Origin of the sequence: Bacteroides sp. AM44-19, assembly GCF_003603395.1 — a bacterium.
In the GTDB taxonomy this organism is placed as follows: domain Bacteria; phylum Bacteroidota; class Bacteroidia; order Bacteroidales; family Bacteroidaceae; genus Bacteroides; species Bacteroides uniformis.
The window spans coordinates 191,864-211,734 of sequence record NZ_QTNB01000005.1; the positions used below are offsets into that span (position 1 = coordinate 191,864).

Sequence of the window (19,871 nt, forward strand, 5' to 3'; positions counted from 1 at the left end):
CTACAAGTAGGCAGCTGCGGAGCTTTATCGTTAATTTCTGTTCTTTATAAGAATCAGTAGTTAGAGATAACTACTTAACTACTAATCATTGGTTATTGCAGGGGCGTATTCTGCTGTAACATCAGTCATCAGATGGTCTGCGCACCGGTACACCTTGCCGGGAAACTCTCGCAGCAGCTGCAGGTTGTGCGTGGTCATCACCACCAGTGCGCCGGCTTCACTGATGCCGTGCAGAAGTTCTGCAATGGCATGTCCGGTTTCCGAATCCAGGTTTCCGGTAGGCTCATCCGCAAGGATTATCTCCGGAGAGTTGAGCACTGCACGCGCAATCACAATGCGCTGTTGCTCACCACCCGACAGTTCATTAGGCAGCTTATATCCTTTGTTGCTCATCCCCACCAGGTTCAACACCTCTTCTATTTTGTCCTTAATCTCCCCTTTGCTCTTCCAACCGGTAGCACGGAGAACAAATTCAAGGTTGTCGTACACCGTACGGTCTGTCAGCAACTGGAAGTCCTGGAATACGATTCCCAGCTTGCGGCGCAACTGCGGGATGTGCTTACGCTTAATATGGAGCATGTCATACCCCAATACTTCAGCCTCGCCCGATGCAATATCCAGTTCGCCATAGAAAGTCTTGAGCAGGCTCGTCTTGCCGGAGCCCACTTTACCTACCAGGTACACGAACTCCCCTTTGTGAAGTTCCAAATTCACATCGTTCAGTACGCACAACTCCTGCTGGTGTATCTCTACGTCCGTATATCTTATCAGCGCCTCGCCCACCCCCATTTTAATTATTAATTTTTAATTACTTAATGTTTCTTCCACGTCGCACTGTGACGTTCCTCCAATTCACGCGCAAGGTCTTCAATGCGGTATCCTTTGGATGTGAGCAGCACGATGAGGTGATACAACAAATCAGCTCCTTCATAAATCAGGCGTTCGTCCGTACCGTTGCAAGCCTCAATGACGGTTTCCACAGCCTCTTCGCCTACCTTCTGTGCCATTTTGTTGATACCGGACTGGAAAAGACTGGTCGTATAGGAACCTTCGGGCATTTCATCATAACGCTTACAGATGAAATCCTGAAGAAGCTTTAGAAACATAACCGGCTGTTCGTTCTTCTCACCCCAGCAAGTATCTGTACCGGTATGGCAAACCGGGCCTACGGGATGTACCTGCACCAGTAACGTATCCCGGTCACAGTCTTCCTTCATGGAAACCACATTCAGGAAGTTGCCACTCTCCTCGCCTTTCGTCCAAAGGCGGTTCTTGGTACGGCTGAAGAAAGTCACCTTTCCAGTTTCCACCGTCTTGTCATAAGCCTCCTTGTTCATGAAGCCAAGCATCAGCACCTTAGCGGTATCTGCATCTTGTATAATCGCCGGAACGAGTCCGTTCATCTTGTCAAAATCCATTCTATTTACGATTTAGCTATTTACTATTTACGATTGATATTACTTTAAGTGACTGGAGACTTATGATTTGCTTGAGTAATCCCAATCGTAAATCGTAAATCGTCCAATCGTAAACTCACCTTCATCTTCTCATCGCAATTCCTTGGGCACAAAGATACGATTTTAATTCGGGAATTTTGATTTCTCCGAAATGAAAAACACTGGCTGCCAGGGCAGCATCTGCTTTTCCCTGCAAAAAGACGTCACGAAAATGTTCTTTGGCACCTGCCCCTCCCGATGCAATGATGGGGATGGACAATCCGTCGGCAAGGCTGGAAAGCGCTTCATTGGCATAACCGGTCTTGACACCGTCGTGATTCATGCTGGTGAACAATATCTCGCCCGCACCACGTTCCTGGGCTTCTTTTGTCCACGCAAACAGTTCCTTATCCGTTTCCACACGACCACCGTTCAAGTAGCATCGCCATCCCTTCTCTGTCTGTTTGGCATCAACTGCCAGTACACAAACCTGAGAACCGAAGTTCTTCGCAATCTCGTCTATCAATCCGGGACGGCGGATAGCTGAGGAATTGATGGAGATTTTATCGGCACCTGCATTCAGTAGCCTATCCACGTCACCCAGTTCATGAATGCCTCCACCTACAGTAAAAGGAATGCTGATATTCGCAGCTATGCGTTTCACCAATTCAGTGAAAGTCTTACGGCCTTCAAAACTGGCTGTGATGTCGAGAAAAACCAGTTCGTCGGCACCCTGCTCACTATAAGCACGCGCCAGTTCTACCGGGTCGCCGGCCTGGCGGAGGTTCACGAAATTGGTACCTTTCACTGTCTGCCCATCTTTAATGTCGAGGCAAGAAATGATTCTTTTTGCTAACACGGCGGTTTGAGTTATAAGTTATGAGTTATAAGTGATTAATTTTCACCTTTCAACTAACAAAATTTTCCAGTTCTTTGAAGGTGATGCGGCCTTCGTACAGAGCCTTACCGAAAATAACGGCAGGTATGCCGACAACTTCCAAATGGCGTATATCATCGGCACAGCTTACGCCTCCACTTGCTATCAGATAGAGTTCAGGATGGTGCTCCAGTATCTCCTTATACAACGCTATCGATGGTCCTTGCAGCATTCCGTCACAACTGATATCAGTACAGATAACCTTACGGACCCCCTTCTCTACATAGTCTTTCAAGAACGGAAACAGTTCGCAGCCACTCTCATCCTTCCAACCATTGACGGCTATTTTATGCTCTTTCACATCAGCGCCAAGAATAATTTTCTCGGAACCATACATTTGAAGCCATTTGCAGAACAATTCGGGATTCTTCACAGCAATGCTGCCACCGGTCACCATCTGCGCACCGTTCTCAAAAGCTATCACCAAATCTTCATCACTCTTCACCCCACCTCCAAAATCAATAATAAGAGACGTACGCACAGCTATCTGTTCCAACGTACGGTAGTTTACCACATGATGGGAAGCCGCACCGTCCAAATCGACCACATGAAGTCTGCGGATACCATGAGCCTCCAGCTCCAGGGCCACTTCCACGGGATTTTCGTTGTACACCTTCTTGCTGTCATAATCGCCTTGGGAAAGGCGTACACATTTTCCGTCAATAATGTCAATAGCGGGAATCAGTTCTATCATTTTATTTACGATTTGACGATTTACAGTTCCAGGAAATTCCGCAAAATACGCTCTCCCACACTTCCACTCTTTTCCGGATGGAACTGTGTGGCGTAGTAATTGCCTTTATGCAAAGCGGCACTGAACGGATGAATGTAATCCGTCACGGCTGCCGTACAATCATTGACTGGCACATAGAAACTATGTACGAAATAAACAAACTCTTCTTTAGTAAAGCCTTTAAAAAGTCCGCTATTCGTCCGGGCAATGGTATTCCATCCCATATGAGGTACTTTATCCTCGTGCCTCTGCGAAATGAAACGTTTCACATCAGTATCAAAAATACCCAGGCAATCCACATCCCCCTCTTCAGAGTGGCGGCACATCAACTGCATGCCCAGGCAAATGCCCAATACCGGCTGGCGTAACTCCTTTATCAGCCTATCCATACCACCGGCACGCAAAAAGTCCATAGTGGTTTCCGCCTCTCCCACACCGGGAAAGATAACCTTATCGGCAGCACGTAGCACAGCCTCATCCGCCGTAATCACTGCCTCTACTCCCAGACGCTTCAAAGCATAATCCACCGAACGGATATTGCCTGCATTATATTTGACAACTGCAACTTTCATTTTTTTAATTGAGAATTGACCATTGAAAGGTAATAATTGAAAGGTAATGACAAGTTCCCCACCATCAACTATCAATTATCAACTATCAACTAATTAAATATTACCGTTTTGTTCTTATATGCCAACACCTTGCGTTCAATATGCTTCTGAACAGCACGAGAAAGCACAATCTTTTCCAAGTCCTTACCCTTGTTCACCAAATCCTGCACAGTGTCCTTGTGTGTAATACGCACCACATCCTGCTCTATGATGGGACCGGCATCCAATTCTGTGGTAACATAGTGGCTGGTAGCTCCAATAATCTTCACTCCACGTTCAAACGCAGCATGATAGGGCTTCGCTCCCACAAATGCCGGAAGGAAAGAGTGATGGATATTGATTATCCTATTGGGATAAGCGTTTATCATTTGCTCGGAAATGACCTGCATGTAGCGCGCCAGCACTATGAAAGTTATCTTATGCTTTGCCAGTAACTCCATTTCCTTCTTCTCTTGTTCCTCCTTTGTCTCTTTGGTAATGGGGAAAAGATGGAAAGGAATACCGAAACGCTCGGCCACGTGCTGCAAATCGGGATGATTGCTTATAATAAGAGGTATCTCCACATTCCACTCACCAGCGGTGTAACGCGCCAACAAGTCGAACAAGCAATGGGACATCTTTGAAACAAAGATAGCCATACGCGGTTTTGTATCGGAGAAATAGAGACGGAAATTCATCTCATATTTCTGTGCATACAAAGTGGCAAAATAATCCTCAATCTTTTCCTGAGGCACCAGAAAATCTTTCAATTCCCATTCAATACGCATAAAAAAGATATTCTCTACATGGTCTACATACTGATCCAGATAGATAATATTACCTTTATTCACCGTTATAAAGTCTGTTACTTCTGCCAATATGCCTGGTTTGTCAGGGCAGTGCAGCAACAGTTTGGCTGTTTTCATCATCCTAAAATGTTTTTTATCATTTTTCAAATTACAACATTCTCGTTTTGAGTCCGCAAAAATAACGATTTATTGCAAAACAACGAACTTTTCGAGCAAGAAGTTTAAAACAAGCTCCGAAATGTTTCGTTTTCTCCAGGAAAGGTTTTCATATCAAGAATAAAACAGTGCATAAACGTATTTCTAAACAGTTGTTAAATTTACTTTTCTCTTATTTTTCCAATCTTCTCAATATGAGGATATAAAGCAAATACAGCACAAAACGCTTGGAAAAAAGTTCGCCATAGCTATTGCAGATATCAAAGAAATGCCTACCTTTGCAACCGCAATCAAGAGAGATAGCAACGAAAGAATGAAATAATGGTGCGTTAGTTCAGTTGGTTAGAATACATGCCTGTCACGCATGGGGTCACGGGTTCGAGTCCCGTACGCACCGCGAAAGGGAGTAACATTAGTTACTCCCTTTTTTGTTGTGTATCAAACAATTAAGGCATTGGAAGTAGATGGAGAACATGTAAAAATTGGGTGTATATTTACCGGAAACTTACCAGTATTTCCCGATTTTTACCGATATTTTCACCTATAATGATACCGCCTTTGATACCATTTTTTTATTGTAGCGATAATCAGTAGATACCAAAACTCAAAAGAATATGAAATATCCGACAATGAGATTCGTCTTTGATCGTAAAAAGGTTGCGACAAAGACACACAAGGGACTCGTTCAAATTGAAGTTTTGAGCGAAGGTAAGAGAAAATGGATCGGAACCGGCGTTAAAGTCTATTCCGACCAATGGAATGATCGAAAGAAGATAATCAATTCAGTTGAAATGATTCAATTGAACCAGTGTCTTGATGAACAACTCCGGATTATCCAAAATTGGATTAATGAGCTTATCAGCAAAAAGGAAGTTTTTGATTTTGATAAGCTGGATAGATTTTTGAGATATACCAATAAATCAGAAAGTTTTGTTGACTTTGTAGAAAGAAGAATTGAAGAGCGTGGAGATATAACGGAAAGTACCAAAGCTTCCCATCGGACATTTGCGGCCTCATTACGTGAATTTGACAGAATAATATATTTTTCTGATCTGACAAAAGCCAATATCACATTGTATGATGATTGGTTACATGCTAAGGGCTATTCACAGCCGACAATATATAACTATCATAAACGTAACAAACGTTATATTCACGAGGCCATAAAGTTTGATTTGCTAAAAAATGATCCGTATAAGGGTGAGCGTTTTTCCCGTGGCAAACATGCCATCAGGAAATATTTGACTGCCGAAGAATTGAAGAAAGTGAAAGATGCTCAAATAGACTCGGAAACGATCTGTAGAGTCCGTGACCTTTTTATTTTTCAGGCATATACTGGAATATCCTATGCTGATCTTGCTAAATTCAATTTCAAACGTGACGTACAAAAACGCGGCAATAAGTATGTTATATTGGATATTCGTTTAAAGACAGAAGAAAACTATTTTATCGTATTACTGTCTCCTGCAATGGAAATATTGAAAAAATATGATTATGTGCTTCCGATTATCAGTAATCAACAATACAATTTGCGGCTTAAAATAGTTGCTGATTATGCAGGGCTTGATAGAAATTTGACCGTTCACATGAGCAGGCACACATTTGCGACAATGTGCCTGAACAATGGGGTTAAAATGGAAAATGTGAGTAAAATGCTCGGTCATACAAATGTACGCACCACACAACAATATGCTAAAGTTCTGAATGCCGAAGTGGAAAAAGACTTTGAGATGCTGGAACGGATTTTGTCATAGCATAAGAGAGCCACGCTAAAATAGTTCTACTGATATTTAGCGTGGCTTGTTTCATTTGAAATACTCCATAACTTGTGCCGATTGTTCACGGAGACCACAGCAAAGATAATTTTGAGTCATTTCCACACTTGCATGTCCCATCATTTGGCTTATAGAGTATAAATCGGCACCCCGTAAATACAAATTGGTTGCAAAACTCCGGCGTGCCGTATGGCTTGAAACAAATTCCCATTTTTCACCTTCCACTTCCTTTCCGGCCTTGAATATTTTAACCGCTTCTGTGATTCCGGTTTTCCGGCAAATATTACGGATATTATTGTTGAATGTCGGATCGCTAACTTCTTCTTTAGGCAAGTTTGTTAGTAGCTCTTTCACAATTGGCTTCAATGGCACTGTGGCATGAGTCTTAGTCTTTAAGCTGACATAAGAGATCATTCCACCCACTATATTACGGTTGTTCAACCGTGTATAGTCACTATGACGGCAACCAGTAAAGGCTCCTATTAAAAATTGTGTGCGTACCAATTGTTCGTTGGCATTCTTGGGAACATAGGTGATAATTCGTTCAAGTTCTTCATCAGTAAGCCAAACATTAGTGCTTCTCACATTTTTTACTGAAAGGATTTTATTATAGTCTTTAGGTAGCTCAACCTCTTCATTATACAAGTTCAATACAGCTTTTAATTTGGCGGCATATTGGCGAACAGAGTTTGGTGCCAGCCGTTCTTCCATATAATCAACAAAAGCCTGCAATCGGACTTTTGAAAGATTCTCCCATGTTGCCGGGCAATCGTTCGCCTTACTATACATGTTGAGTATAATTTCATATTTGGGGTATTTTACCAAAAATGCTGTACGTAAATCTTTCATTTTTATTTCATTTCTTTATTCCAACTATCATAAATATCTTCCCAATTATCACCTAAGCCAACCCTTATACCGAAAGCGTTGTAACATTGTTGTACCGTTTCTTTCGGTGGTAAATATCTCCCGTCACTTAACATTATATAGCCTTCGTTTATTTCTTGTTGTAGCAAGTTTATATCTACTGGCATAATTTCATCAGGGAACAGCACCACGTTTCCTTTACTCGTTTGATAACTGACTCTTGGTAGTTCAAAATGCCCTCTCTGCCCAGTCAATAAAGAACAGATTCCGATTTCTCCGGTAATGAGATGAACTTCCGTGTTTGGCGCATTTATAACCATAAAATAGGCGTTATCGTCATTTTGGAAATGATTTACTACTCTGCCCACCCTTTCTGTATCACATCTTCTCATTCTCTCGTCCCAAAGATGTCCCAAATCATCATGGAACCGGATATAATCTCTTACCTTATCCCATGTTCTTACAGACAGAAATTTCATAGCAGGTAGAGTAAGAGTTTTTTCTACACCATTATCATATTTAAGTTCATGGGTAAAGTAATGTTTTCGTGAGCCGGTAATGTGTATATCCGTAACATCAAAGTTTTCATCATATCCGTTTTCGGTGGAATATTCTTCAAGAACAACAATATCACTCTGTACGATTTCATCAACTATCTTTTGAAACTCATTATAGGCGTTGGTTAGCAGGTTTTCGGTATTCATGTTGTCCTGCATGGGTATTTGTGCAACAAGTCTTATCGGGTATTCATTATGTTCTGTACCATAGCACATATTCTCCACAATACCACAATTAACCTTCCCACATCTTTCATGAAAGAAGTCCATTGTACGCAATACATCTTGGTTGCTTAATTTCGTGGGTTGGGTGACAAACAGCACATAACTTACTTTTACCCTACTAAGAAGTTCTATATGCACGTTTGTAACACTTGGAGGCGTGTCAATAAGAACATAATCCGGGTTGATAGAGTGTATTTTCTTTTTAGCCAGTTCAAGATATTGCCTTACCATTGATTTTTCCAAGTAAATAAACTTGGAAAACATATTTCCAGAAGAGTGTACCCAAATCATTTCATGCGGATGATCGCCTTCAAATTCGGTGTTCATTGACGGGGTATTTATATCTGCATCAATGATAAACACCTTATTCCCTTGTTTTGCAAGTAATCTTGCTATATTTGCGGTTGTTGTGGTTTTGCCTACGCCGCCTTTGCCTGAATATATTATAATAGCTTTCATATCAATTAAATATTTGGTTCAATAAATTCTATATTAGCCATCCGCATTTCATCTTCAAACGCCCATTTGTAATTGTGATTTTCCCAAAATGAAGCATATTCACAACCACGGCAAGTAACGGAGTATCGGCCTTCTCCTATTTTTCTTGCTTTACAAACATCGCGGAAAATCCGGTTATCTATCGGAAAGTCTGTAAAACATACGATCTCTTTTCCTTCATCCAGTAGCTTTTTAAGAAGCTGATAGTCACGACTGGTTCTATATGGCATATTCATGGTTGACCCCTTCTTTCATCAATTCAGGATTATCAAAAGCATTTCCTATGACTCGAATTTCCCGTTTGAAATCATTCCACCAATCAGGTGAAATTTGTTGCCATGGGTTCATCCATTCTTTATTTAAGTCGCTGATATTGGCAAGGCAAAAGCAGGCATATTCATCTATGTATTTAACCAATTTGGGATATTTACCATTAACACTAATAATGTCATGTTCGTAAATTTCTGTACCTTCTTTATCTGTTTTGCCTATAAATTGGCCGATTGTTTTGCAATCAACCTCATACTCTATGAATGTTCTTTTACCTCTATGGTTCAGATCACCATATACCCACATCTTTGTATTAAGGCTTTTGCCTCTGAATTTTATTATTCTCATAAATATTAAGAGTCAAGTTTTTTAATAAATTCATTTAATCTACTGGCTGAATAATCGGTACCGCCAATTATAAAATAACCATCAACGGCAAATTTGAATGCTTCAATGGCTTTTTGTCTCATTCCTTCTTCGGCTATCGCTATTGCTGCATAGGCTTTTGCTTCTGATATGGCATATTGCACATAGCCGGTAGAATCCATCCGGTTGTCACTTTCCAAATCCAAAGTGTTACGTCTGATATAATCTTTTGCTTTTTGATTCATACTTTTGGGTATTTTCCTTCTCCTTTCGGATCAGTTCATTAATAAATTTACTCATGTTCGGTTGCTCTCTGACAAAATCAACCAAATCAATATCCAGTCTAATAGCATAGACCTTACTTTTCGTAACCGGTTTGTTTCGGCGATAACTTCTTTTGGCTTGTTTATTCTCTTCCATAATAATTCATTGATATATGTAATAATTCGTTTGAAATGGCTGTAATTTAGGCTTGTTTGCCTCTTTTGTTCCGTCTCTGATTCGATGATTACCTTTGGTGTGAAAACGTCTGAAATCGCCCCAAAATAGTTCATCTGCATTTGCCTTTGGTCGGATTGTTCCCCAAACATATCGCCGTAATAGTTTGGGTAACATCATGGAAACAAACAGTAACGCTATACATTGGTGATTCAATAGTTTGGGCACAACGATTCGGCTGATAGTTCGTTCATGTTTATGTATGAAGATAGGCACCGGGAAAACCAAAGGCCGATCAATATACAATAGTTCGGGTGTGTATGCGCGTACTGGTTCATCCTCTGTTATTGGTTCGGGTACATTTGCGTTTGTTTCTTCGCTTACTGATTCGGTTAATAGTTCAGGCAAAGAAATGCCGGATAGTTCGGTTAACATTGTTAGCCTCTGTAATGCTTTGTTTATTTGATCCTGATAAAACCAACGGGAAATAAAATCTATCAGAGCTACCAAAGCAAAGACAAACGCCGGTGTTTTCGTTTGTGCATCCACATATAAGGCCGGTAAATGTTTTTCCGGTTCTCTTACCGGTTCTTTTTCCGGGATGATCGGAGCTTTGGCGCGATCTAAAGCCTTTATATTACATTTTAAGTTCGGGCAAATAGAATCATTTATAAATGCAGGCATAACCACACCTATACGCGCCGTCTTATCATCAAAGACCGCCGCCCGATCAGGTGCAACCAGCCACACGCCACCAGTCCAGCCGGAAAGCAAGGGGATAACGTTTGATGCAAAGAAACCTAGCTTTATATCAATTAAAGCGGCTTTTTCCAATGTTGCACAAAGTTCTTTGTGTCCGTTACTGTCTGCATCATTATAAGATAAATAAACTTTATTATCTCCGGCAATAGTACGAAGTGAAAAACCGCTTTTTTTGTTTCGTTTGGCTATTTCTTTTACAAAACCGGCGACCGCTTTTAATTCGCTTTTCTGAATCTTTATAAATCCGTCTTTTGAAAGATTGGGGTACACAAGCCGGTAATTAGGGAAATATCCGGCAAAATCACAAACAAAGGTTTGTTTCTTATCGTTGGTTATTTCTGTAATATTGCCGCCTTCCTGATTACAAACACAAACAGAACACCTGCCAACCATTTCTTTTAAATGTTTGGGATTGATAAATAATTTTAGGCCGTCAGGCAAAAGCCCGGATGTTTCAATAATTACGGGGTATTCTTTTAATGTACGCCCGTCAGAAGCAACTAAAGCCGATTTGTAAGGATCAAGATAAATATAATTAAATACCGGTCTTAGAGGATCTTTTGTTACTAATTTAGTGATATTTAGATGTTCCTTTGTAATCCACATATCAAAGGAGCAAACAATATTTTCGCGCTCTTCTATTTTGGTAAACCTTGTTTTATTGGCTTGTTTGGTGCCTATCAGCTTTTCAAATTGCCAAACAAGATTAAAAACCTGATCCACTGGAAAGGAACATTTAAAGCTGTTTATTTGTACAGTCCTAAAATCCGTTATATTTAGTTTGGCATCAACGCAAAGATATTTTATATTTATCTCGTTACCGTTGGCATCTTTCAGTTTTGCAAGCTCCGCGGCGGTATAGGTGCCGGGAGCTATTTCTATTTCATTTGTAAAAACGTCGTTTGCTATTTTAACCAATTCGGCCAAAATGAGGCCATTAAATTCTTTTTCATTCATAACATTAAATAGTTAGATATTTTACACCAAAGTAAAAGCCTAAAGCAAGGCAAAAAAGCAAGTAAATAGGAAGCAGCCAAAGACCGCCAAACGCGCTAAAGCAGATTAACAAAACTACTATTAGCCAAATAATTACGCCCACCATGTTAGAAAGTAGGGTTTTCAAGCTCTTGCAAAAAATCGTCCTCCGTTATACTCTCACATATATTTGAGCCATCAACATAAACACTAAATCCGGTTGCGGTGCGGAATACTTCTAATTTGTGCGTTTCTCCGTTTGGGGATTCTATTATATAAGCAGTCATAATATCAAAGTTTAAAGGAATGCCGGGAAACCGCCCGGCGCGGTGGAATGTTTGTATTATTCGTTTATGTTATGCAAATTACAGTTCCAAACGTGTTAGGGAATGAACCGTCTTTGTTAAGGCTAACAATAGATATATTATCCCCGTTATCCTTTATTACATAAACTATAAGTTTTCTAAATCCATATAACCCAATATGATATAATATCTTTTTCTCCATAAATTTAAAATTTGTCTGATTGATCGTTTTTATTTATGAAGTCTTTTAATTTTTTGGGATCGGTGCCAGAGATAAACACCACGGCACCGAATAAAAGCAGCATTAAACAAAACATAGCTTATTATTAATAAAGTGTTGCACGTTCGTATAAACTTTGCGATATAATGCCATCTTTACAAAGTCCGTCTTTATATTCTCCGAAAGCTATATTAAAATCCAGTTTAAAAGAATGTTTCTTTTTGTTGGCTTCTCTTTCAAATTCGCCTCCGAACTCTTTGCAGAACACCCAAAAAGATCGGCGTAACTCTTTTTGATTGGTTATCGTATATTTTGCCATGGCTATTTCATTTTAAAAGTTATGCCAGCAGGCAACAAAGAACGGTTAACACTGGAAACGAATTTATTAAAATCGTTCTCCGTTACTTTTGTTTCGTAGTCTTTCCAATTAAAAACAAGCTCGTTACTATGATCGTAATATATCACATTACAAACTGATAACCCGGCATCAAGAACGGCCAGCATAACTCGCTTTTCATTTTCGGCCTTTTGTTGTTTCTTTTTGCAATCGTTAATTATTTCAGCGCGTTTTTTCTCGTATGCTTTGCGCTTTTCTTCGTCTTTTCGCGCTTGTACAGCTTCAAGACGATAATAACCCTCGTTTATTCTGTTAGTTATAGTTGTACGTTCTTCATCCGTTAATTTCAAAGTAAAACGTTCATTTTCCGGCTTATATGGGTTTTCCCATATTTGCCCGGTTAACTCTTCCAGCTTTTTTATAGCCTCGTTAGATTCTCTTTTCCAGCGTTCAACGATACCAAGCGTATAAAGAAGGTATTTAAAGTATTGTTTATCTTCTGCCTGATAAAGTAAATTATACTCCGTTTCTGTAATACGCAAATAGTTAATTGCAGTTTCTTTGCTGCTGTTTGTAATATGATAAAACCCGTTTTCAACTGGGTACATTGGCGCGCCGTAATGATTAGACAAATGAAGATCAACGAACATTTTAAACTGTGGGAAACGCTTTAGTATTTCTTCATGGCAGCAACCACCAGCACACCAAACGAAACGCCCGTTTTTGCGTTGTTCGTAAATATCCGCCGTTATACTCCAATCGCATATATTATTTTTGCAATCATCAGCCAGTAATATTTTAACATTGATTTCAAAGGTTGTCCCGGCTTGAATATATCTTTTTGATACTGTGTAACAAAGTCTATTTGTAGTAGTCATAATACAAAGTTTTAAAGGGTGAATAATGAAAAGTAAGAAGTAACCCGGAGCCATGACAACCCCGGAAAAATAGTTATTATTAGAATTTAGAAAGATATTCCACGCATCCGATAATATAGGCCGCGTGTTCTCTTGCCGCTTGTTCTTTTTCTTGCTTGGTTGCGGTCTTATGATCCTGATCGGAAAGCATTTTAGCCGCCATCCGGACGATCTTTTTCATAGTAGAACAGTTTGCAAGATATTCAACGGAAGGAGTTAAACCGCGGTTTACTTTTTTCAAGAGTGCATTTTGCAGCCATTCAGTAAGCGCGTAAATATCGCGAGAATTGCGAATATAGATAATTAATAAATCTGTGTTCATAACGCAAAATTTAAAGGGTGAAACTTGGTTTGTCTTTGTTTTTCCCTTAACTTTGCGTTATCACTGTGGAAGGTGATCCGATAAACGCAAAGTTTAAAGGGAGGCCGGGAAGAGTCGCCAAACTCGACCCGGTTTTTTATTAATATGAAATCTTTTGAATGCGATCAAAAGGAATTAATAACGCTATATGTTTATCTTGATAGTGAATCAGTTCAAAACTATTTGCCGTTGATAGTCTTATAATAGCGGCTTTTTTCGCCGTTTCTTGAAACACATCAAAATGAACCTTCAAACGGTTGCAACAGTTTGTGCCCTCTGGGGCTACATGTACGGCGTTTAGCGTTACATTTTTGTTTTGTAAGTTTAGTAATACTTCCATGATCTTATATTTTAAATTAAACACTCAACCAAGAAGAAGTAAAAGCGGAATTTGTGGAAGGTGATCCGGTCTTTTATCTCCTTTTCTGTATTACAAAGATACGAATAATATTTGTAATACAAAACAAAATGTACTTTTATTTTTAAGAAAATGCTCCGTTTTTACATTTATTAATATTGATATAATATATTGATTATCAATAAATTAATAAATAATATGATGATAAATATAAAGTATTTAAGAAGTAAGGAAATATTTATAGAAAATAGGTGTTTAAATACGCTTATTTGCTTTATTTATAGCCTTTGTTTAACTTTGTAGCAAGTTACAGAGCGCGAGACGCCAATATAATAAACCCTTTTATATCGTTTTATATGGTGTATAGTAAGCGCGTAACAGATTTACAGCAAATTTATCAATTAACCCCGGATGATGTTTTCTTTTGTATGCTTGTAGCATCCGGCGCCAGTCGTGGCGAAGCATACGCAACTATATTTAGACCACGATCTACAAAGATAGAAACAGCGCAACGCGGAGCCGCCCAACTTGCAAAGGATAAACCCGGCATTAATAAACTAATACGGTCTTTTGAAGATAACCGCGCCGCCTTCCTTCCTGACAATGATAGCCCCAAAAGCAAGAAGAAAAAGAAAAACACAGAAACAGAAGAGGAAGAAAAAGCCGGGAATGTTGTACAATACCGAGATAAAGACGCTGTTTTATCAGGCCTCGAACAAACCCTACCTTATTTAAGGGGCAAAGATCGCGCGGATGTATTAATGAAAATAGCCGATCTTCAGCAAATGAAGAAGGACGAAAACACGGAAGAAGAGGAAACAGTACATTATTATCTACCTTTGCAATGTTATAGATGCAGCCTTTTTATAGCTGATCGAGCAAAGCGGAAAGCAGAAGGAGCGGAAAAGCCGGATAATATTTAATATTATAGGTATAATATAAAGGGAATCAAGGCAAAGCGCGGCTTTTCTCCTTCTTTGCCGGTCAACTGGGTAATGAAAGCAGGGAGGGCACCCCCCCCCGGCTACCCAAGACACCAAGCATGTTTCAATCCCGGTCAAGATTTTTATTTTTTTTCTTTTTTGGAGCCAATAATGGATGTTTTTAAGGCTTTTCCAATGATAAATTACAAAAGTGAATGTCCGATGTATAGTTTTACTTCTGAAAATGTATAGTATATGTATAGTTTACTTCATAACTATACATGCGTAAATCATTCATTATTAAGTCAATGGAAATTTAATGTATAGTATGTATAGTTTATATGTAAATTGCGTATGGAAAAAAATATATATAATATGGTTTGCATAAAAAACTATACATACTATGCACTATTTTTCCATTGATTTGTATTTCAATATGTTATATATGTATAGTTGCCTTTAAAACCCTACATAAACTATACATATCAGAGAGAATGTTCCATCTGTATTTCCTATTGAAATAGAGTCGTTATCCTTTGTTTATCAATATTTTGCGATTATTGGTCTTCAATGATGCAACGAATAAAAACATGGCAAAAAGACTTCAAAAAAAACGTGTCTATTCTATATTTTAAGTAGAAAATAATAGTATTTATATGGTAATTATGTAGAAAATAAGCTATATTTGTGGCATAAAACACTTGAAAAATAGTATAAAAACAGTAGAAATGCTTTGTTTTCGGGTATAAAAACGGTGGTATGAATAAGTTTGAGTCTATATTGTTTGATTATGGGCGATACGTTTTTGTTTCTGTGTTCAGAAAAGCGCAGGAAGAGGAAAGATATGAAGATTGTGCGGTGATGCGAGATATTATGCAAAAATATCATATACCTTGTGACACATCTTTAGAGGACTGGCGTACTGATTTGTGGCGATGTGGATATTCAGGAGATATTGCTATAAATAATCTGTCAGTATATATGGTTGAGGCCTTAACCCGTGCTGGGTATTCAAATTCATAGATTGTACATGGAGAAGGGAAAGTATAGGAAGTTGTTAAATGAGGTCTTCGGGCTTATGAAAGGCGAGAAACTGGATGCCGCCTTACAAGAGTCCAAAAGTGCAGCGCGTGTTGACGCTGTGCAGGACTTGATGCGTGCAGCCATTATACGATCTTCGATTTGTAAGTTCAATGGTACGCCTTACTATTTCAGTGGCCGGATATATGAAGAGATGGCATGGGATGATTTTGGCAATCTGATATATGACTTGATGCGTAAATGCAAAATGCCCAATGGTGATTATTCCCGTGTGGAGGGTGTACTGAAAGTCTGTAAGCGTGTGGTGGCAGGAAAAGCCTTGAAGCCTGATAATGCCATTGTGGTATTTAACAATTGCGTGTTTGATATGAGTGCTCGCCGTGCGCATCCTTTCAACAGCCGTTGGGTACAGACTACATGCGTTCCCTATGACTACAAGCCGGAAGAGCATGTCTTTCTTTGGAGAATGTTTCTGGATGAAGTTTTGCCGGACAAAAACATGCAAAAAGTTTTGCAGGAGTTTCTTGGAAGTATTTTTGTTGACCGGCGTGTGGCGAAAATGGAAACTATGCTTGTTCTTCGTGGCTCCGGCTCCAATGGCAAAAGCGTGGTCTTTGAAACGATCATGGGCATACTTGGCCGGGAGAATGTCAGCAATTTCGGCATAGGTGCATTGATTACTGGAAATGAGAGAAAAAAGAATATCGCTTTCATCAATGGCAAGCGGTTGAACTACTGTTCTGAAATACAAGCGTTGGAGTTTGGTAAGGATAGTGACACGTTGAAGAGCCTTATCAGTGGTGAGCCTACCGAAGCCCGGCCTATCTATGGCGATAACTTCACTGCTTACAATATTCCCCTGCTTATGGCAAATGCCAACCAAATGCCGTATTTGAAAGACTGGAGCTATGGAATGAGGCGGCGTATTTGCATTATTCCCTTTGAGGTGGAGATACCCAAAGCCCGGCAGAAAAAAGAACTGTCACGGGATTTGGAGGCCGAATACCCAGCTATATTCAATTGGATATTGGAAGGCCGTGACCGTTTTATCGCCAATGGTTATAAGCTGACGGACAGCAAGGAGCTTGAAAATGTCATGGATGAATACCAGTCGGAAAGTAGCACTGTGATGAAGTTCATGTACCAAATGAACTATCTGTGTCGCTATGAGGAAATTGCCGATATTGAACCCAAATGGATGTCTTCGGCCATTCTGTACCGGAAATATTGCAAATGGTGTAAGGACAATAATGCCAAAGAAGAGAATGTGACAGTATTCGGACGTATTCTTTCGGAAGCCGGTTATCGTAAAAAAAGAACTCCGAACGGTCAGGTATATGGTTTGTATGGAACAGCCTTGACGGAAAAACTCTATTATGAGAAACGGGAAGACCTACGGGGCAACTATAAGCAAAGGATCGCCAAACCGGTTTATAAAGATGGCAAACGATACGCCTATACCCATGAAGGGCTTGCGGCCTGCTTGTCATTGAGCATTTATCAAGTCCAGCGTTTGTTCCGGGAGAAGAAACTGGAGGGGACGTACTACATGGAGAAGAGAACAACAGTTTTTGACTTGGACGCTGTGGAGAAGATTATCAAACAATTAAAAATAAGAACCAAATAAGTATGATCGCACCGGATGAATTTGCAGAGGTTATTGAAAGGATAGATAACCTACGGGGAGCATTGGAAATCCCTATGCCAGTTGAATTTCATGTAAATCAAATGAAGCGTGAGCTTGAAGAAGTATCAGACAAATTAAAACGGATTTACGTTGAGGAAGAAGACGAAAATCCATGGGAGGAATAAGCATGGCAGTAAAATTTAGACACAAGGAAACGGGATTGTTCTTTTGCAGGGCAAAGGGATTATCCCCTTCAAGAAGAGATTATGACAAACTTGGAGAAGAAGGTATTTTTAGGAAAAGGCATTTGTCTAAGCGAGGAAGAATCTACGAAACCGCAACTGAAAATCAGAAACGGGATTGGATTGGCAAGGAACATGCGGATGAATTTGAAATAGTAAAAGTATGAAAAATATGAATCACATAGAGTTGAGTGTTGAGCTGATGTCTATCCTTCGAGCCTTGAACTATTCATGTGAATTGAAGACAATAGAAGGTAAGAGCATTGCAATGGATATAGCAGTGCAAGGAGAATTGTCTGTCAGACACAAAAAAATGATTGAAATGCTTCTTGGTGGATTTCTCTCTGAATTTTATTGGGTAAATGGGAAGCATCATATTTATATCAGAGAAGAATGCAAAGGGCTTCTCCCTGATGATGATAGGTATAGTTGTTTGATTTATGAAATGAATAAAGTATCATCGGATGAAGAACGTATAAACTCTTATGGTAAGGAATACTTTTTTAATCTTGGAGATAGATTTGAACGTAAATTAAAAATAGGATTATGAGCAAAAAAACAAATGGTATTCAGGTAGGTAACTTTATTGTTACGAGGGATAATGGTAGTGAACATGACTGGATCAGCATTAAGGCAGTGTCAGGTTTTTGGAGTATGCGTTTTCGGGATGACAACGGAATGTTCTCCCGGATTCGGGAGTTAGCCAACAATAAGGAACTTCGCGAATATTTGGAAACATGGATCAAAGTCTGTTTCCTTATTAGTAACGCAACCCCCGATGTTAAGTTTATGGAAGAGTTTTTTAAAAGCTACTCTGATCTTACTGAACGGCTACGAGGCTTACAGAAACCAGTATCACCGGAAGATGATGCCAAAATACTGGAAGAAGAAAGAAACATGAATAGCATAAAGGAAAGTATTAAGGAGGAACATAAAAATGAGGGTACCGACTGATAAGGAAATTGAAGAGGCCAAAGAATACCTCCGTCAACGTCTGGATGCGGAGCTATCCATGCGTACCAATCTTCAAATTGTAATGAACGAGGCGGCAAAGCAAATTATAGATATTTCATACCGGTACAAAATCAGCCCTGAACTGTTCCGTTTTTCAGCAAACAGACAGTTGCAGGAGGAGGTGGATGCCATTATTTTATCCCTTCTTGAAATAATTGAAGACTATACTTATACTTTGGCAGTAGCGACACATGAGGATAATAAGGATGCAATCATAACATGTATAACGCGAGAATCATACGGCAAAACCTTCACGCAACGCGCAAGAGAATATGTTGACCGGTTTTCAAAGGAGGTTGAAACGGCCATTGCCGCTGGATTACTACTGAACCTTTCCAAAGACAAACTACTTTCATCTATCAGGCAGTCGGTAAAAACGCCATTGCTTAATGAGCATGTACAGAGAGCTATTTCAAAGGGTTATCCGATTATTTCAAGACTCGGTGTTCAGGAGTCTTTTGGAGTAGGACGTACTGTAAGCTCTTGGACTGCACTGTCAGATTTGACGGAGTATGCTGTGGCAGAGGGTTGGATGAAGCATTGGGAATTGCAGGCTAAAGCCTGTGGAGCCGTAGGGTTCTTTGTCATGCGTGGCAGCTCCTATCCTTGTAACATTTGTGACGATGAAGTCGGATTTCATGTGGAATGGGACAAATTACCACCGTATCACGGTCATTGTAAATGCTTTGCCGTTCCCGTATCAGCAATATAATTATTTAACATACTAAATATCAGAATATTATGTTTGGATTATCATTAATCAGCACAAAGAAACTCAATCATCTTGCATCAGAATGCAGCAAACTGGCTATTGCCAATGTTGAACTTTCAAAACAAAATGCGACACAATCCAAAACTATTATGGAACTTACTGGAGAAGTCCGGGTGCTAAACTCTAAAATCCTTCTGAATGAAAGTATCAATGATGATCTGCAAAAGAAGCTTAACCGGAAATATCCTCGAAAGCCTTATAATAAAAAATTGTATCGAAAGTAGTGTCATATTCAATTCATTCATTACATTTGCAATGTAGAAGTTGACTTGTTATAACACAAGCTTATCAACCAAGTTGTTGAAAAAGTAAAGCCTCTGTCTATTTTATGTAGGCAGAGGCGGCTTTTTCCGATGTATA

General features: G+C 39.5%; 27 protein-coding genes and 1 tRNA gene. 11 read left to right on the forward strand and 17 right to left on the reverse strand.

What is annotated here, in order from left to right:
- Positions 1-81: 81 nt before the first annotated feature.
- From DW947_RS10175 to purU, 6 genes are all read right to left on the reverse strand, one after another.
- Positions 82-789 carry a cell division ATP-binding protein FtsE gene (locus DW947_RS10175; RefSeq protein ID WP_005831420.1) on the reverse strand — a complete coding sequence of 236 codons (708 nt, stop codon included), beginning with the start codon at positions 787-789 and terminating at the stop codon, positions 82-84.
- A 23-nt stretch (positions 790-812) separates the two neighbouring features.
- Positions 813-1,418 carry a bifunctional phosphoribosyl-AMP cyclohydrolase/phosphoribosyl-ATP diphosphatase HisIE gene (hisIE, locus tag DW947_RS10180; protein ID WP_009038209.1) on the reverse strand — a complete coding sequence of 202 codons (606 nt, stop codon included), beginning with the start codon at positions 1,416-1,418 and terminating at the stop codon, positions 813-815.
- A gap of 121 nt (positions 1,419-1,539) precedes the next feature.
- Positions 1,540-2,295, reverse strand: coding sequence for an imidazole glycerol phosphate synthase subunit HisF (gene hisF, locus DW947_RS10185; RefSeq protein WP_005831425.1), 756 nt, complete (start codon positions 2,293-2,295; stop codon positions 1,540-1,542).
- A gap of 49 nt (positions 2,296-2,344) precedes the next feature.
- Positions 2,345-3,067, reverse strand: coding sequence for a 1-(5-phosphoribosyl)-5-[(5-phosphoribosylamino)methylideneamino]imidazole-4-carboxamide isomerase (gene hisA / locus DW947_RS10190; protein ID WP_005831427.1), 723 nt, complete (start codon positions 3,065-3,067; stop codon positions 2,345-2,347).
- Positions 3,068-3,087: 20 nt separating this feature from the next.
- Positions 3,088-3,678, reverse strand: coding sequence for an imidazole glycerol phosphate synthase subunit HisH (gene hisH / locus DW947_RS10195; RefSeq protein ID WP_008664882.1), 591 nt, complete (start codon positions 3,676-3,678; stop codon positions 3,088-3,090).
- An 89-nt stretch (positions 3,679-3,767) separates the two neighbouring features.
- Complete coding sequence (gene purU, locus DW947_RS10200; protein WP_005831431.1) at positions 3,768-4,625, reverse strand: formyltetrahydrofolate deformylase; 858 nt, start codon at positions 4,623-4,625, stop codon at positions 3,768-3,770.
- Between the two features lie 359 nt (positions 4,626-4,984).
- On the opposite strand from purU, the gene DW947_RS10205 reads away from it, so the two are divergent.
- Positions 4,985-5,058, forward strand: a tRNA-Asp gene (locus DW947_RS10205).
- Positions 5,059-5,275: 217 nt separating this feature from the next.
- A complete protein-coding gene (locus tag DW947_RS10210) occupies positions 5,276-6,415 on the forward strand; it encodes a site-specific integrase (protein WP_005794463.1) in 1,140 nt (379 codons plus the stop codon).
- Positions 6,416-6,466: 51 nt separating this feature from the next.
- Here the strand turns inward: DW947_RS10210 and DW947_RS10215 are convergent, their stop codons facing one another.
- The 11 genes from DW947_RS10215 to DW947_RS10270 form a co-directional block, all read right to left on the reverse strand.
- A complete protein-coding gene (locus DW947_RS10215) occupies positions 6,467-7,285 on the reverse strand; it encodes a site-specific integrase (protein ID WP_005794462.1) in 819 nt (272 codons plus the stop codon).
- A gap of 2 nt (positions 7,286-7,287) precedes the next feature.
- Positions 7,288-8,544, reverse strand: a complete 1,257-nt coding sequence (locus tag DW947_RS10220; RefSeq protein WP_005794459.1) for a P-loop NTPase — start codon at positions 8,542-8,544, stop codon at positions 7,288-7,290.
- Between the two features lie 5 nt (positions 8,545-8,549).
- On the reverse strand, positions 8,550-8,819 hold the full coding sequence (locus DW947_RS10225; protein WP_005794458.1) for a hypothetical protein: 270 nt from the start codon (positions 8,817-8,819) through the stop codon (positions 8,550-8,552).
- On the reverse strand, positions 8,803-9,201 hold the full coding sequence (locus tag DW947_RS10230; RefSeq protein WP_005794456.1) for a YopX family protein: 399 nt from the start codon (positions 9,199-9,201) through the stop codon (positions 8,803-8,805). Before DW947_RS10230 ends, DW947_RS10225 begins: the two co-directional genes overlap by 17 nt.
- Before the next feature lie 5 nt (positions 9,202-9,206).
- Positions 9,207-9,464: a hypothetical protein gene (locus DW947_RS10235; protein WP_004326977.1), complete on the reverse strand. Its 258-nt coding sequence runs from the start codon at positions 9,462-9,464 to the stop codon at positions 9,207-9,209.
- Positions 9,430-9,639: a hypothetical protein gene (locus tag DW947_RS10240; RefSeq protein ID WP_005794455.1), complete on the reverse strand. Its 210-nt coding sequence runs from the start codon at positions 9,637-9,639 to the stop codon at positions 9,430-9,432. The genes DW947_RS10235 and DW947_RS10240 overlap by 35 nt, the downstream gene beginning before the upstream one ends.
- 6 nt (positions 9,640-9,645) lie before the next feature.
- Positions 9,646-11,376, reverse strand: coding sequence for a hypothetical protein (locus DW947_RS10245; RefSeq protein ID WP_009132264.1), 1,731 nt, complete (start codon positions 11,374-11,376; stop codon positions 9,646-9,648).
- A gap of 649 nt (positions 11,377-12,025) precedes the next feature.
- Complete coding sequence (locus tag DW947_RS10255) at positions 12,026-12,238, reverse strand: hypothetical protein (RefSeq protein WP_005794446.1); 213 nt, start codon at positions 12,236-12,238, stop codon at positions 12,026-12,028.
- A 2-nt stretch (positions 12,239-12,240) separates the two neighbouring features.
- On the reverse strand, positions 12,241-13,134 hold the full coding sequence (locus tag DW947_RS10260) for a hypothetical protein (RefSeq protein WP_005794444.1): 894 nt from the start codon (positions 13,132-13,134) through the stop codon (positions 12,241-12,243).
- 79 nt (positions 13,135-13,213) lie between these two features.
- Positions 13,214-13,495 (reverse strand): hypothetical protein, encoded by a 282-nt coding sequence (locus tag DW947_RS10265; RefSeq protein WP_004327399.1) that lies wholly within the window; start codon positions 13,493-13,495, stop codon positions 13,214-13,216.
- Between the two features lie 139 nt (positions 13,496-13,634).
- Positions 13,635-13,874 (reverse strand): hypothetical protein, encoded by a 240-nt coding sequence (locus DW947_RS10270; RefSeq protein ID WP_004327398.1) that lies wholly within the window; start codon positions 13,872-13,874, stop codon positions 13,635-13,637.
- A 374-nt stretch (positions 13,875-14,248) separates the two neighbouring features.
- Here DW947_RS10270 and DW947_RS10275 point away from each other — a divergent pair, with 374 nt between their 5' ends.
- The 9 genes from DW947_RS10275 (at position 14,249) to DW947_RS10315 (ending at position 19,735) form a co-directional block, all read left to right on the forward strand.
- A complete protein-coding gene (locus DW947_RS10275; RefSeq protein ID WP_004327397.1) occupies positions 14,249-14,815 on the forward strand; it encodes a hypothetical protein in 567 nt (188 codons plus the stop codon).
- Between the two features lie 759 nt (positions 14,816-15,574).
- Positions 15,575-15,838, forward strand: coding sequence for a hypothetical protein (locus DW947_RS10280; RefSeq protein ID WP_119958491.1), 264 nt, complete (start codon positions 15,575-15,577; stop codon positions 15,836-15,838).
- A 7-nt stretch (positions 15,839-15,845) separates the two neighbouring features.
- Positions 15,846-17,483, forward strand: a complete 1,638-nt coding sequence (locus tag DW947_RS10285) for a phage/plasmid primase, P4 family (protein WP_182427138.1) — start codon at positions 15,846-15,848, stop codon at positions 17,481-17,483.
- Positions 17,484-17,485: 2 nt separating this feature from the next.
- The gene (locus DW947_RS10290) at positions 17,486-17,668 is read left to right on the forward strand and encodes a hypothetical protein (protein WP_118417656.1); all 183 of its coding nucleotides are present in this window, start codon (positions 17,486-17,488) and stop codon (positions 17,666-17,668) included.
- A complete protein-coding gene (locus DW947_RS10295; protein ID WP_004327392.1) occupies positions 17,656-17,892 on the forward strand; it encodes a hypothetical protein in 237 nt (78 codons plus the stop codon). The genes DW947_RS10290 and DW947_RS10295 overlap by 13 nt, the downstream gene beginning before the upstream one ends.
- A gap of 5 nt (positions 17,893-17,897) precedes the next feature.
- Complete coding sequence (locus tag DW947_RS10300) at positions 17,898-18,275, forward strand: hypothetical protein (RefSeq protein WP_118417679.1); 378 nt, start codon at positions 17,898-17,900, stop codon at positions 18,273-18,275.
- Positions 18,272-18,679 carry a hypothetical protein gene (locus DW947_RS10305; RefSeq protein WP_008775841.1) on the forward strand — a complete coding sequence of 136 codons (408 nt, stop codon included), beginning with the start codon at positions 18,272-18,274 and terminating at the stop codon, positions 18,677-18,679. Before DW947_RS10300 ends, DW947_RS10305 begins: the two co-directional genes overlap by 4 nt.
- Positions 18,663-19,451: a hypothetical protein gene (locus tag DW947_RS10310; RefSeq protein WP_119958492.1), complete on the forward strand. Its 789-nt coding sequence runs from the start codon at positions 18,663-18,665 to the stop codon at positions 19,449-19,451. Before DW947_RS10305 ends, DW947_RS10310 begins: the two co-directional genes overlap by 17 nt.
- 29 nt (positions 19,452-19,480) lie before the next feature.
- Positions 19,481-19,735, forward strand: coding sequence for a hypothetical protein (locus tag DW947_RS10315; RefSeq protein WP_005794429.1), 255 nt, complete (start codon positions 19,481-19,483; stop codon positions 19,733-19,735).
- Positions 19,736-19,871 lie beyond the last annotated feature (136 nt).